Raw genomic sequence first — 11,970 nt, 5'->3', positions numbered from 1 at the left:
GCGAACGGCACTTGACCTGAACCTTGCTCGAGGTATGACGATCGACTGGTAAGCACTACCAGGAGGTCGACATGGATCTTCCCACGGCCCTGATCACCGGCGCCTCCGCCGGATTCGGGCTCGCACTCACCCGTGCACTCGTCCGGCGCGGCTGGTGGGTGATCGGCACGGCCAGGCGCGCCGAACGGCTGGACCGGGTAGCGGACGAACTCGGCGCCGCGTTCATCCCCGTTCCCGGTGACATCACCGACCCGGCGCATCGCGCGCTGGTGACCGAGTCCGTCCGCGGCACCGGCGAACTGACGCTGATCGTGAACAACGCGAGCAGGCTCGGCCCGAGCCCGCTGCCGCGGCTGCTCGACTACCCGCTCGACGAACTCGAGCTGGTGTACCGGACGAATGTCATTGCCCCGCTTGCGGTGCTGCAATCGACGCTGCCGCTGCTGCAGCCCGGCGGCGTCGTGGTCAACATCAGCTCCGACGCCGCGATCGAACCGTATCCGCAGTGGGGCGGCTACGGTTCCGCCAAGGCCGCACTCGACCAGCTCACTGCCGTGCTCGGCGCCGAGCACCCGGACGTGTCGATCTACTCGTTCGATCCCGGCGACATGCGCACCGAGATGCATCAGGCCGCCTTCCCCGGCGAGGACATCTCCGATCGCCCCGAACCCGAATCGGTGGTCCCTGCGCTGCTGCGCCTGCTCATCGACAAACCCAAGAACGGTCGTTATGCCGCAGCGGATTTCACGGTCGGACAGGCGCAGTGACGGTACTGCTCGACACGCGCTCCTTCGTGCTGCCACCCGAGCGCAATGCCACCGCGCCACCGGAGGCCAGGGGACTGGCGCGCGACGACGTGCGCCTGCTCGTCGCCGGAGCGGACCTGACCCACGCCCAATTCCGTGAGCTCCCGTCCCACCTGCGGCCGGGCGACCTTGTGGTGGTGAACAATTCGGCGACGCGCAGCGCGGCCGTCGACGGCCGCATCGAGCGCCGCCAGGTCGCCGTGCATTTCGCCACCTGGCTCGACGATGGCGGCTGGGTCGTCGAGATTCGCACCACCGCGCGCACGCCCTTTCCCGCCGAAGAACTTTCGGCAGGCACGGTCGTCCAGCTACCGGAGGGTGCAAGGGCCACGCTGCGCAAACCGTGGCTGCCCGCTGCGCGCCGTCTCTGGGTGGCCGAGGTCACCGTCGATCCGCGCGACCTGATGGACGCATACGGCTCGCCGATCACCTACGCCTATGTGCCACAACGATGGTCCGCGTCCTACTACTCGACCGTCTTCGGCCGCATCCCTGGCAGTGCGGAAATGCCAAGCGCGGCAAGGCCGTTCACCGAACACCTGGTGCTCGACCTGATCGCGGCCGGTGTCGTGGTCGCGCCGATCACCCTGCACACCGGCGTGTCCTCACCGGAGGCGGGCGAGCCGCCGAGCCCGGAGCGCTGCACCGTCTCGGCGGCGACCGCCCGCATGGTCAACGACACGAAGGCGGCGGGCGGCCGCGTCATCGCCGTCGGCACCACCGTCACCCGTGCCCTGGAAACCGCCGCCGATCAGCTGGGCGCCGTGCATCCCGTCAACGGCTGGACCGATCTCGTCCTCGGTCCCGACCGCCCGGCGCGCGTCGTCGACGGCTTGATCACCGGCTGGCACGCACCCGGTGCGTCGCACTTGGACCTGCTCGTCGCAGTGGCCGGATCATCGACCGTCGAGACGGCCTACGCCGCTGCGCTGGACACCGGCTACCTGTGGCACGAATTCGGCGACAGCGCGCTGCTCTTGCGGCAGCGGTGAGGTGTACGGCCGCGCTCAGCTGACGGTGACGGTGGAGCTGAGCTGGCCTTGCAGCGGGAACCGGCCGCACTGACCGTTCGCCAGGTCCATCGTCTGGGTGATGGTCTTGGTCTTGGTCTGCTTGAGGGTGACCTCGGCGTGCACGCTGGAGGTGGGCATCGAGCAGATCTTCGAGACGATGGTGGGATTGCTGTAGGCCGCCGAACCGGACTGACAGGTGTTCGTGCTGTTGCCGAAGAAGACCCGCGCCGAGGCGCCTTCGCACGGGTTGTCGGCGACTGCGGACGGCGCGACCACCACGATCGACCCCACCGCGATGACACCGGCGACGGCGCCTCGAATCACCAGACGACGAACCGTCATACCGATCACTACCCATCCGTTTCGAGCGTTTACCGAACAGTGGCACACGAGCAAGTCGTGGCGTCCAGCATGCTAACCCGCCACCAGCGACTTTGTTGGGCGATCAACCTGGTTGCGCGCTGCCGACGACCCAGCTCGGCCGCAGAAGCTGCAGTTATATGCAACAGCTATCGCAAACCTCGGCGATGGCGGACCGACGGAGAAGCCCTGCCGTCGCGGCGCGGCGGCGAGGACGACAGGATGGCGGGATGCTGCGCAGTTTTCAGGTGACCAATCACAGATCGCTGGCCGAGGGGCAGGAGTTGCGGTTGACCAAGGGGAGTGGTCCGGTTGCGGTGCCGGTGACCGCGATCCACGGCGCCGCCGCGGCGGGCAAGACGAACCTGATCGACGCGCTCAGCCAGATGCGTGACGCCGTACTGCATTCGGTGACCGGCTGGGATCCCTACGCCGGGCCGGTGCGCGCACCGCACCTCGGATTCCCGGACCGCCCTTCGGAATTCGTGGCGGGTTTCGTGGCCGAGGGCGTGCCCTACACCTACGGCTTCCGGCTCGACAATGCCGACGTGACCGCCGAGTGGCTGCACACCCAGCCGCGCTCACGCAAGCGAATCGTGTTCGAGCGCAACGGGGATCAGATCAAGATCGGCCCGATGTTCGAGGCCGCGCGCTACGGGATCGCCGCGCTGGTGCCGCTGGTGCGGCCGAATGCGTTGCTGCTCAGCCTCGCAGGCCAGATGTACGCCGACGCGCTGGTGCCCGCCTACCGCTGGTTCGAGTCGATGCTCGAGGTGCAGCTCGGTCCGGCGGACCCGGCTGCCGTCGCGCACCGGCTCGGCGGGCACGTCTCTCGCTCGGCGGAGAACGCCGCACGCCTGCTGATGCTGCTGCGCACCGCCGAGCTCGGCATCACCGATCTGCTGATCGCCGAGAACGATCCGATGTACGCCGACTACCTGCGTGACCTGGACGCCGACATCGCCGCGATCGGCAAGCAGATCGAACTGTGCGCCACCTCGCCCGACCACGCGGACCAACTGCTGCGCGACAACGGCGTCACACCGCTGCTGCTCGAGCGCGAGCTCACGAACCTCAAGGCCGCCAGGGACGCGCTGTACGCGCGCATGGTGGCCCGGCGCGGTGTCGGCCTCGGCCTGGTGCACGACGGCATCGCCAATCCGCTCGACATCACCGACGAATCCACCGCGACCGTCTCGCTGCTGCGTCTGCTGCCGACCATGGTGGACGCGCTCGACTCCGGCCGGGTGCTCGCCGTCGACGATATCGGCGCGCACCTGCCCGCCGAGGAGACCGACCGGCTGATCCAGCTCTTCCAGAACCCGGAAACCAATTCCCGTGGCGCCCAACTGATCTACACCACCAACAATCGCGCCCTGATCGATCGCGGGAACGGCCGCTCGGCGCGAACCCGCAGCGTGGTCTGGCAGGTTCGGCGCACCGAGCACGGCACCAGCGAGCTCGCCACCGTGTAGCTGCGCGGGTTCGTCCGGCGCAGGCAATAGCATGGGGCCATGCTCGAGTTCGGAATGCTGCTGATCATGGTTGTCGCCGTGGCGGGCATGGTCATGCTCTATCTGCGCGGCCGCGGCGCGTTCCGGCCCGCGGTAGCCGAAACCGGCACCCTGCATGTCACGGGGGTGAGTCCGCGCCCGGATGCACTCGGCGAGCAGTACGTGACGATCACCGGCACCCTGTCCGGCCCGACCGAGCCGGGCACGGTCGTCTACGGCCGCTTCGCCTGGGACGTCAATGCCTGGCCGTCGATCGGTGACGCCATCACCGTGGTCTACCCGTCCGGCAAGCCGGAACGCTGGCAGATCGCGCACCCCGGCGCCCGTCCGAGCCTCGGTTCCTGACGATCGATTCAGCGCCGTCCGGCACGTGTGACGTAGACCGCTCTACGTCGAATGGCACGATGCCCGGTATGGATGCGAAGGAGACGGGGCTGATCATTCGGCCTGCCACGCCGGACGAATACGCGGCGATCGGCGAGCTGACGGTCGACGTCTACGTCGGGGAAGGCTTTGTCCGAGAAGGCAGTCCGTACGTGGACGAGCTCGCCGACACCGGCCACCGGGCCGCCGCCGCGGAGATTCTGGTGGCCGTCCACGCCGACCGCATCGTCGGATCGCTCACCGTCGCCAGGCCAGGCAGCCCGTACGCGGAGATCGCCCGTCCCGGCGAACTCGAATTCCGCATGCTCGCCGTCGGCAAGGCCGCCCGCGGCCTCGGCGTCGGAACCGCATTGGTACGCAACGTCATCGAGACGGCACAGGCGGAAGGCTTCGACGCCGTCGCCCTGACCACCATGCCCGTCATGGCCGACGCCCGCCGCATCTACGACCGCCTCGGCTTCCGCCACGTCCCCGACCGCGACTGGTACACGAACGCAGGCGAACTCCTGACCGTCCTCCGCCTCGACCTCAACCCTTAGCGCGCCAACGAGTGGCACACCACGGAGGGGTCTTCTCGCGATTCGCCGCAGCCATGTGCCACTCGTGCCCGCTAACCGAGGACGGTGGCGACGATCCCTGCGAGGTAGCCGAGGCGTGCGACCTCCGACGGCCGGAAGTCGGGTCCGCCGGGACGGCCGAGCAAAAGCACCTTGCCGGTGTTGCCGAGCGGCGCTGCGGCCAGTTTGGTGTCCATGTCGCGCCAGATCTCCGGCACCCATTCGGCTTCGGGATCGAGGACGGCAGGCTTCTCCAGCGGCATCCACGGCGCCGAACCCGCTTGTGTCTCCGGCGCACTCGGGCTGCCGACGACGCGGTAGGCGCCCTGCGGACTCATGTCGATGATGGTGCTCCAGCCGACGCGCAGCACCCGGGGCACGCCGTCGACGAGCACCTGCAGCCGGTCGTCGCGCGCGCTGGCGACCTGGTCGATGAGTTCGAGTTCGCGATGGGTGTCCAGCACGCCGGAGTACGGGCGGATGGAGTCGACCCGGACGTCGCCGATGGATTCGGCGGCGGTGATGAGGGTGTCGGGCAGCGCGCCCTGCGGTACCTCGACGACGAGATCGTCGACGGCGTAGCCGGCGCCACGCTCCACCACGTCCAGCGAGAGGATGTCGGCACCGACGGAGCCGAGTGCGAGCGCGAGGGCACCGAGGCTTCCCGGTCGATCCGGAAGTTGCACGCGGAGCAGATACGACACGTGCGTTCCTTTCCTAGGGCGGCCGAGGGTTCTGAACGGATACCCGGGTCAGCCAATACTTACACCCCATGGCCGTCGTTATCGAGTCGAAGTACGGCCAGTGATGCACGCCACGCGGCAAATTCGTCCCATCGCGGCGTGTCGCTCTAGTCGCGAAGGTGTGTCGCAAAGGTGTGCCGACCACCGGGTTCGCGGTCCGGCTACCCGTCGAGTGGTGCCGCGCCGCGTCCGCAGAGAACTTACCCCGTTTGCGCTGCCGCGGTGCGCGGACTGCGGCCGGAGTCCGTTCGACGCCTTCCATTAGGCTGTGTTGGTTGCGCCGCGCCGTCGCGCGCGGCGATTGTGAACTGTTGACACCAAAGCCGAAAGGGGTCCCGCGGTGCCCGCCATCTCCCGTGACGAGGTCGCACACCTCGCCCGGCTGTCCCGGCTCGCGCTGTCCGATGCCGAACTGGATCAGTTCGCCGGCCAGCTGGATTCGATCCTGAGCCACGTGCGGACCATTTCCGAGGTCGCCGCCGCCGACGTCCCGGCCACCGCGTCGCCGAATCCGACGGCCAATGTGACCAGGCCCGACGAGGTCGTGCCGTGCCTGACGCCCGGCGAGGCGCTGTCCGGCGCACCCGCGGCCGAGGAGCAGAAGTTCGTGGTCCCGCAGATTCTGGGAGAGGCCGAATGAGCGACTTGACTGCGCTGTCTGCGGCCGATCTTGCCGACAAGATCCACGCGCGCGAGGTGTCCTCAGTCGAGGTCACCAAGGCGCACCTGGATCGGATCACCGAGGTCGACGGCGAGTACCACGCGTTCCTGCACGTCGCGGGGGAGCAGGCGCTGGCAGCGGCCGCCGCGGTGGATGCCGAACTCGGGTCCGGAGCCGCGCCCGCGTCGCCGCTCGCCGGAGTTCCGTTGGCGCTCAAGGACGTTTTCACCACCACCGACATGCCGACCACCTGCGGATCGAAGATCCTCGAAGGCTGGGTGTCGCCGTACGACGCGACACTGACCACACGGCTGCGCGCGGCGGGCATCCCGATCCTCGGCAAGACCAACATGGACGAGTTCGCGATGGGTTCGTCCACCGAGAACTCGGCATACGGCCCGACGCGCAACCCGTGGGACACCACCCGCATTCCGGGTGGCTCCGGCGGTGGCTCGGCCGCCGCGCTCGCCTCGAACCAGGCGCCGCTGGCCATCGGCACCGACACCGGCGGCTCCATCCGCCAGCCCGCCGCGGTGACCGCGACCGTCGGCACCAAGCCGACCTACGGAACGGTGTCGCGCTACGGCCTGGTCGCGTGCGCGTCCTCGCTGGATCAGGGCGGCCCGTGCGGGCGCACCGTGCTGGACACCGCGCTGCTGCACGAGGTCATCGCTGGCTACGACCCGCGCGACTCCACCTCACGCAATGTGCCGGTACCGCCGGTGGTAGCTGCCGCGCGCGAAGGCGCCAAGGGCGACCTGAGCGGCGTGAAAGTCGGTGTGGTGAAGGAACTTCACTCCGACAGCTACCAGCCGGGCGTGCTCGAATCCTTCGATGCCGCCGTCGCGGTGCTGAAGGAACTCGGCGCCGAGGTGATCGAAGTGTCGTGTCCGCACTTCGAATATGGCCTTGCGTCCTACTACCTGGTGATGCCTTCGGAGGTGTCGTCGAACCTGGCGCGCTTCGACGCGATGCGCTACGGCCTGCGCGTCGGCGACGACGGGACGCACAGCGCCGAGCAGGTCATGGCGATGACCAGGGCCGCAGGCTTCGGCCCCGAGGTCAAGCGCCGCATCATGATCGGCACCTACGCGCTGTCGGCGGGCTACTACGACGCCTACTACGGCCAGGCGCTGAAGGTCCGCACGCTCATCGCGCGCGACTTCGACAAGGCCTACGAGCAGGTCGATGTGCTCGTCTCCCCGACGAGCCCGTTCACCCCGTGGAAGCTCGGCGAGAAGGTCGACGACCCACTGGCGATGTACCTGTCCGACCTGTGCACGCTGCCGACCAACCTGGCCGGGCATCCGGCCATGTCGGTGCCGTCGGGCTTGAGCAAGGACGACGGCATGCCGGTCGGCCTGCAGATCATGGCGCCCGCGCTGGCCGACGACCGGCTGTACCGGGTCGGCGCTGCCTATGAGGCGGCCCGCGGCGCTATCGCCTGAGCATCTCTACGACTTCGCGCAGCCTCTCGAGTGGGAGGCTGCGCGAAGTCGCTTTCGGGCTACGCCGGGTCGGCGCATCCCAATGATCAGACCGGCCAAACGAATTCGGGGTCGGTCTGGTAGTCCTGGCGTCGCTGATCCAGCGCCATCGACACCATCTGATGCGCGCCGGGTCCGATGACCTTGCGCACCGGCGGATTCGGCATGTTCACCAAGGCGATGAGTCCCGCCGCACCCACTTCCGGCGCCGCCTCCTGCCATTCGGATTCGTAGTCGGTCGCGGGCGGGGGAGCGCTCGGGTCCGGGTAGTCCGGCATGCCGAGGATCCCGGTGCGCAGCTCCGCATACGCGGGCAGCCCGGCGCCGAACTTCATGCTCGACTTCGCCCAATCGGTGTCGAAGCCACCCATCTGCGCGAGCGTGACCGCAATGCCGAAGGGACGCAACTCATCCGCGAGTGACGCGCTGAATCCCTCCAGCGCCCACTTGCTCGCGTTGTACATGCCGAACAGCGGCAGGCTGCCGACCGCGCCGACGGTCGAGATCTGCACGATGTGGCCGAAGCCCTGTGCGCGCAGGTGCGGCGTCGCCGCCTGGGAAACCCACAGGGCGCCATAGAAATTGGTGTCCATCTGGTCCCTGATCTGCGCCTCGGTGAGTTCCTCCAGCGCGCCGACCAATCCGTAGCCCGCGTTGTTCACGATCACGTCGATCGTGCCTGCCAGTGCGAATGCCTTGTCCACGGTGGCGATGACGCCGTCCCGATCGCGAACGTCCAACGGCAGCACGGTGAGTCGATCATCGACGAGGTCGGCCATGGTCTTCGGCTCGCGGGCGGTCGCGACGACGCGGTCACCCTCGGCGAGCGCGGCCAGGGTGAAGGCCCGGCCGAGTCCGCGGTTGGCGCCGGTGATGAACCAAGTTCTGGTCATGAGGTGATCCTTTCGTCGCGAGACGCTCCGTCTCGTTGGAAAGAACCATGCCAAGCTGCCGCGGCTCTGTCAAGACGAGACGGTTCGTCTCGTTGGTGTTACGATCGCCACATGCCCGAGAGTCCTGCCACCCGTCGCACGGCACACAGCGCGGTTCGGCGCAGCGAACGCGCCCGCGCCGCGATCCTGGCCGCCACCGCCGAGCTCATTCGCGAGCTGCCCTACGGAAAGCTCGGCGTCGAGGCCATCGCCGCCCGTGCCGGTGTCGGCAAACAGACCATCTACCGTTGGTGGCCGTCCAAAGGCGCTGTCGTGTTCGACGCGATGCTCGAAATGGATTCCGGCCCCGACGGTCTCGCGCTCCCCGACACCGGCGACATCGCGGCCGACCTCCGCGGGCTGCTGCGCGGTTCGGTCGCCGCCCTCACCGACCCCGCCTTCGAGCCGTTCCTGCGTGCGATGTACATCGAGATCCAGCAGGACCCCGAGATCAACGCTGCCTACCGCGAGCGCCTGCTGCTGCCGCAGCGCGCGGCCATCGCCGAGCGTCTGGCCGCCGGGGTGCGCGCAGGCGAGCTCCGTGACGACCTCGACTTCGACCTCGCGACAGATCTCCTGCTCGGCCCGATCCAGTTCCGCTGGTCACTCGGACTCGGCGGCCTCACCGACGAGTACGCCGACGCCGTCTTGGCTGCCGCGCTGGCCTACCTTCGCGACTCCGCTTGTCGCTGAATGCCTTCGGTCATGCCGGCGAAGCCTTTCTGCATGGCCTTGCCGAGCAGGCCGACCACCACCGGCCGCAGCCAGCCCGCGAGTTCGAAGTGAGAGACGTACCGGGTACGCCCGCCGTCGAGCGGCGTCAGCGTGTGCGACCGCAGACTGTGCAGCGTGCCGAGGGGAACCGGCTTCATCGCGTAGCTGAGTTCGCGCCCGTCGACGTTCGAGACCATCCATTCGCGCTGGCGGCGCGGCTTCGGCCCGAGGTGGACGACCATGTCGATCGGCTCGCCGGGCACCAGCGTGCTCCGGCATTCGCTGACGAAGGGATTCCACTCGCCGTATCGAGGCAGATCGGTGATCACCTGCCACACCACGTCGGCGGGTGCGTCGATATCCACGGTCGCGTCGATGACAAAGGCCATGCGCAATTAGAACACGTTGCATAATGGCGCCGCGTCAGCACGTCCCCATGGCGGTGCCCTGGTCGATGCCGTAGCGGTGGCCGTGGCCGGCAGGCGCGTTGAGCGCGCCGAGCAGGTCGGCGGTGGTCTGCAGGAAGCTGACCACCGGGAGCCATTGTGGCCGTGGCGCATCCGTGCGGACGCCGGTCAGATCCGGGGCGCGCCACAGCAGCGCGGGCGACCAGTGCACGACCGGGTCGGAGCTGTTCGCCAGCACGGTCGCCCCATCCCGAAGCACCTGTCCGGCGGGCGGTCCGGCCCACAGCGCGGCGCAGGTGCGGCGGTCCTGGTCCGCGTCGTCGGCGAAGACCGAGCTGCCGCCGAGCGCACCGAGACTCTGGCCGTAGAGATAGAGCTTGGGCTTGTGCGTCAGCGTGCGAATCCGATCCTCGACGGCGGTGAACAGCGCCTGTGCGGCGGCCACCGCCTGATCCCGGCCGAAGACGAAGGTGACCCAGCTCGGTGCGTACGAATACTGGAGTCCGACAAGGGCGACGTCGCCGTCGAAGCGCTGGTCGAAGCCGCGCACAGCATTGCCGTCGATCCACCCCGACCCGGTGGGCACCATCAGCACGAGGTTGGACCGGTCGAACGCGCCGGTGCGCTCCATCTCCCGAAGCGCAAGCGCGACACGGGATTGCAGGTTCGGCGACGATTCGACCCCGACGTAGATCCGGATCGGTCCCGCCGGGTCGCCGCTGACGAACCTGCGTCCCTCGGCGCCGAGCGACGACCAGCTCGCCGCCGACGTCGCGCTGCCCGACCTGGTCGCCGAGACCGGTTGAACCAGTGCGGGATCCAGCTCCGCGTTGGCGACGGCATACGCGGTCCGCCGCCAGTCGACCATCGCGGGCACGCCGGCCAGCGCCAAGAACGCCGCCGTGACCACGGCCAGCGACACCCCACGCACCCACCCCAGCGCGCGCAACGCCCAGCCCCCGAACTTGGTGACGCCCACCAGCACCGCGACGATCAGCACCGCTTCGAGCACCCACCGCACCCAGTACGCGGGGTCGATCGCGGGCCGATCCATGGCCGCGCGCAGCGCGTTCTGCCAATGGGTATCGTGCGCGACCGCGCCGACCACCAGCGCGGACACCACGACGAGCAACGGCCGCCGACCACGCGCCCACCGGCGATCGACATCGAAGTCCCAGCGCCGCAGCACGAATCGAACGATCCCCGCGACCCCGAGCGCGACCGCGACGAGCAACCCGGTCAGGATCGCCTGTGTCCCAGGCGTCCTCGGCAGCAGCCCGGGCGCCAACGAGGCCAGCGTGCCTGCTCCGATCGCCAGCGTCGTCCCGATCCGCGGCCACGACAGTCGCGCCATCGCCGCGACAGCCGTCCGCCGTAACCGCCCTGTGGGCGAAACCATCACGGCCTGAGGCGTTTCGGTGGCTGCCTTGCGCAGCGGGAAGGTGAGCACCTCACCCGCGGTGTGCGCCGGTCTCGACAGTGTGCTCGTCATCGCTGAACCCCCAGTGCGGCAGTGACATCGGTCATCGAGGCGGCCGCGGCGTTCGGCCGCTCCGCCCGCCTCGTGTTTCGCATCATGAGCGCAACGCCGAGCCCGGCAACGCCTGCGCCGAGCACCCCGAGCAGCTGCCAGCTGGTGGCCGAATCGGCATCCCCGAGGAGCGACTCGGCGACCGGCGCACCGTAGTCCTGGCGCAGCGAGTTGAGGTCGACGAAGGTCGCCGCGATCCCGGCCATCGTGTTGCACCGGGACCGGGAGAACGGGTCGGTCCTGGCCTCGCAGGCCTCGTGCATGTGCCGTTCGAGCGTCGTGTCCAGCGCCTGGCGCGCCCACGGTCCGAGCGGCTCGCCGCGCTGCTCGGCGTAGCGCAGCAGGTCATAGCCCAGGTCGTGCGCTTTGCACGCGGTGTCGAACTCGGCGGGCAGTGTCACCGGGGACGAGCAGTCACCGTCCGGGTTAGCCACAAGCCCGCCGATCGTGCTCGGCCGGTAGCCGAACCGGGTGCTGAAGTCGTCAGGGATGGCGGCGAGCGAACCGGGGCCACCCGAGGTCAGCTCGGCGACCGCGACCCGCGCCGAGGCACTCTCGACCGGCTCGCTGATCGCCGCCGCGGCACGCGGCGCCGGGGCGAGGAAGGCGGTGGCCGCCAGCGTGGTCAGTGCCGCGGCGGCCAGTGCCGCGGCGCGCCGGGGAGCCGAAGAGGTAGTGGCGGAAGGGAATCGGGTGGTGCCTGCGGCCTGCGCGGACCGCGTCGGCGCGGGTCCTGCGGTGGTCGGTGTCCTCATGTTCTAGACGCTAGGAAGACGGCCCGCTCGCTGACCTCACGCCGGAGACCGGTTTCCGCGCCCGTGCCCGTGGGGGAGCAGGGCAGACGTCTCGCACCGAGGTACG

At 69.1% G+C, this 11,970-nt stretch carries 14 protein-coding genes; 8 read left to right on the top strand and 6 right to left on the bottom strand.

Annotated features, from left to right (window positions below; translation table 11 throughout):
- Positions 1-71: 71 nt before the first annotated feature.
- On the top strand, positions 72-767 hold the full coding sequence (locus tag NA11_RS18755; RefSeq protein ID WP_069163230.1) for an SDR family NAD(P)-dependent oxidoreductase: 696 nt from the start codon (positions 72-74) through the stop codon (positions 765-767).
- Entirely contained in the window at positions 764-1,798 is a 1,035-nt protein-coding gene (locus NA11_RS18750; protein WP_069163229.1) for an S-adenosylmethionine:tRNA ribosyltransferase-isomerase, read from the top strand. The genes NA11_RS18755 and NA11_RS18750 overlap by 4 nt, the downstream gene beginning before the upstream one ends.
- Before the next feature lie 15 nt (positions 1,799-1,813).
- Here NA11_RS18750 and NA11_RS18745 read toward each other — a convergent pair whose 3' ends face one another.
- The gene (locus NA11_RS18745) at positions 1,814-2,161 is read right to left on the bottom strand and encodes a hypothetical protein (RefSeq protein WP_141717690.1); all 348 of its coding nucleotides are present in this window, start codon (positions 2,159-2,161) and stop codon (positions 1,814-1,816) included.
- A gap of 266 nt (positions 2,162-2,427) precedes the next feature.
- On the opposite strand from NA11_RS18745, the gene NA11_RS18740 reads away from it, so the two are divergent.
- Genes NA11_RS18740 through NA11_RS18730 form a run of 3 tightly spaced genes read left to right on the top strand, consistent with a single transcriptional unit; the run spans position 2,428 to position 4,616 of the window.
- On the top strand, positions 2,428-3,654 hold the full coding sequence (locus NA11_RS18740; protein WP_245745957.1) for an AAA family ATPase: 1,227 nt from the start codon (positions 2,428-2,430) through the stop codon (positions 3,652-3,654).
- A 39-nt stretch (positions 3,655-3,693) separates the two neighbouring features.
- Positions 3,694-4,038, top strand: coding sequence for a hypothetical protein (locus NA11_RS18735; protein ID WP_069163226.1), 345 nt, complete (start codon positions 3,694-3,696; stop codon positions 4,036-4,038).
- A 59-nt stretch (positions 4,039-4,097) separates the two neighbouring features.
- Entirely contained in the window at positions 4,098-4,616 is a 519-nt protein-coding gene (locus NA11_RS18730; RefSeq protein WP_084654754.1) for a GNAT family N-acetyltransferase, read from the top strand.
- 71 nt (positions 4,617-4,687) lie between these two features.
- Here NA11_RS18730 and NA11_RS18725 read toward each other — a convergent pair whose 3' ends face one another.
- Positions 4,688-5,338: an ACT domain-containing protein gene (locus NA11_RS18725; protein WP_069163224.1), complete on the bottom strand. Its 651-nt coding sequence runs from the start codon at positions 5,336-5,338 to the stop codon at positions 4,688-4,690.
- A 379-nt stretch (positions 5,339-5,717) separates the two neighbouring features.
- Between NA11_RS18725 and gatC the strand changes: the two genes are divergently transcribed.
- Positions 5,718-6,017, top strand: coding sequence for an Asp-tRNA(Asn)/Glu-tRNA(Gln) amidotransferase subunit GatC (gene gatC, locus NA11_RS18720; protein ID WP_069163223.1), 300 nt, complete (start codon positions 5,718-5,720; stop codon positions 6,015-6,017).
- The gene (gatA, locus tag NA11_RS18715; RefSeq protein WP_069163222.1) at positions 6,014-7,486 is read left to right on the top strand and encodes an Asp-tRNA(Asn)/Glu-tRNA(Gln) amidotransferase subunit GatA; all 1,473 of its coding nucleotides are present in this window, start codon (positions 6,014-6,016) and stop codon (positions 7,484-7,486) included. The genes gatC and gatA overlap by 4 nt, the downstream gene beginning before the upstream one ends.
- 86 nt (positions 7,487-7,572) lie before the next feature.
- Here the strand turns inward: gatA and NA11_RS18710 are convergent, their stop codons facing one another.
- Positions 7,573-8,418, bottom strand: a complete 846-nt coding sequence (locus NA11_RS18710; protein WP_069163221.1) for an SDR family NAD(P)-dependent oxidoreductase — start codon at positions 8,416-8,418, stop codon at positions 7,573-7,575.
- 111 nt (positions 8,419-8,529) lie between these two features.
- Here NA11_RS18710 and NA11_RS18705 point away from each other — a divergent pair, with 111 nt between their 5' ends.
- Positions 8,530-9,150 carry a TetR/AcrR family transcriptional regulator gene (locus NA11_RS18705; RefSeq protein WP_069163220.1) on the top strand — a complete coding sequence of 207 codons (621 nt, stop codon included), beginning with the start codon at positions 8,530-8,532 and terminating at the stop codon, positions 9,148-9,150.
- Here the strand turns inward: NA11_RS18705 and NA11_RS18700 are convergent.
- From NA11_RS18700 to NA11_RS18690, 3 genes are read right to left on the bottom strand one after another with little or no spacing between them, the layout of a single operon-like run.
- Positions 9,123-9,560, bottom strand: coding sequence for an SRPBCC domain-containing protein (locus tag NA11_RS18700; RefSeq protein WP_069163219.1), 438 nt, complete (start codon positions 9,558-9,560; stop codon positions 9,123-9,125). The genes NA11_RS18705 and NA11_RS18700 overlap by 28 nt on opposite strands.
- Before the next feature lie 34 nt (positions 9,561-9,594).
- On the bottom strand, positions 9,595-11,070 hold the full coding sequence (locus tag NA11_RS18695) for an alpha/beta-hydrolase family protein (RefSeq protein WP_245745955.1): 1,476 nt from the start codon (positions 11,068-11,070) through the stop codon (positions 9,595-9,597).
- On the bottom strand, positions 11,067-11,864 hold the full coding sequence (locus NA11_RS18690; RefSeq protein ID WP_174567698.1) for a hypothetical protein: 798 nt from the start codon (positions 11,862-11,864) through the stop codon (positions 11,067-11,069). The genes NA11_RS18695 and NA11_RS18690 overlap by 4 nt, the downstream gene beginning before the upstream one ends.
- Positions 11,865-11,970: the final 106 nt, after the last annotated feature.

Origin of the sequence: Nocardia altamirensis NBRC 108246, from assembly GCF_001612685.1 — a bacterium.
In the GTDB taxonomy this organism is placed as follows: domain Bacteria; phylum Actinomycetota; class Actinomycetes; order Mycobacteriales; family Mycobacteriaceae; genus Nocardia; species Nocardia altamirensis.
Note: the sequence above shows the minus strand (reverse complement) of the source record. Positions and strands in the feature narration are given on the sequence as shown.

Excerpts from the sequence above, each read along its gene's own strand:
- NA11_RS18695 (WP_245745955.1), bottom strand. The coding sequence starts at position 11,070 with ATGACGAGCACACTGTCGAGACCGGCGCACACCGCGGGTGAGGTGCTC.
- NA11_RS18735 (WP_069163226.1), top strand. The coding sequence starts at position 3,694 with ATGCTCGAGTTCGGAATGCTGCTGATCATGGTTGTCGCCGTGGCGGGC.
- NA11_RS18730 (WP_084654754.1), top strand. The coding sequence starts at position 4,098 with ATGCCCGGTATGGATGCGAAGGAGACGGGGCTGATCATTCGGCCTGCC.
- NA11_RS18755 (WP_069163230.1), top strand. The coding sequence starts at position 72 with ATGGATCTTCCCACGGCCCTGATCACCGGCGCCTCCGCCGGATTCGGG.
- NA11_RS18710 (WP_069163221.1), bottom strand. The coding sequence starts at position 8,418 with ATGACCAGAACTTGGTTCATCACCGGCGCCAACCGCGGACTCGGCCGG.
- NA11_RS18705 (WP_069163220.1), top strand. The coding sequence starts at position 8,530 with ATGCCCGAGAGTCCTGCCACCCGTCGCACGGCACACAGCGCGGTTCGG.
- NA11_RS18700 (WP_069163219.1), bottom strand. The coding sequence starts at position 9,560 with ATGGCCTTTGTCATCGACGCGACCGTGGATATCGACGCACCCGCCGAC.
- gatA (WP_069163222.1), top strand. The coding sequence starts at position 6,014 with ATGAGCGACTTGACTGCGCTGTCTGCGGCCGATCTTGCCGACAAGATC.
- NA11_RS18690 (WP_174567698.1), bottom strand. The coding sequence starts at position 11,864 with ATGAGGACACCGACCACCGCAGGACCCGCGCCGACGCGGTCCGCGCAG.
- NA11_RS18745 (WP_141717690.1), bottom strand. The coding sequence starts at position 2,161 with ATGACGGTTCGTCGTCTGGTGATTCGAGGCGCCGTCGCCGGTGTCATC.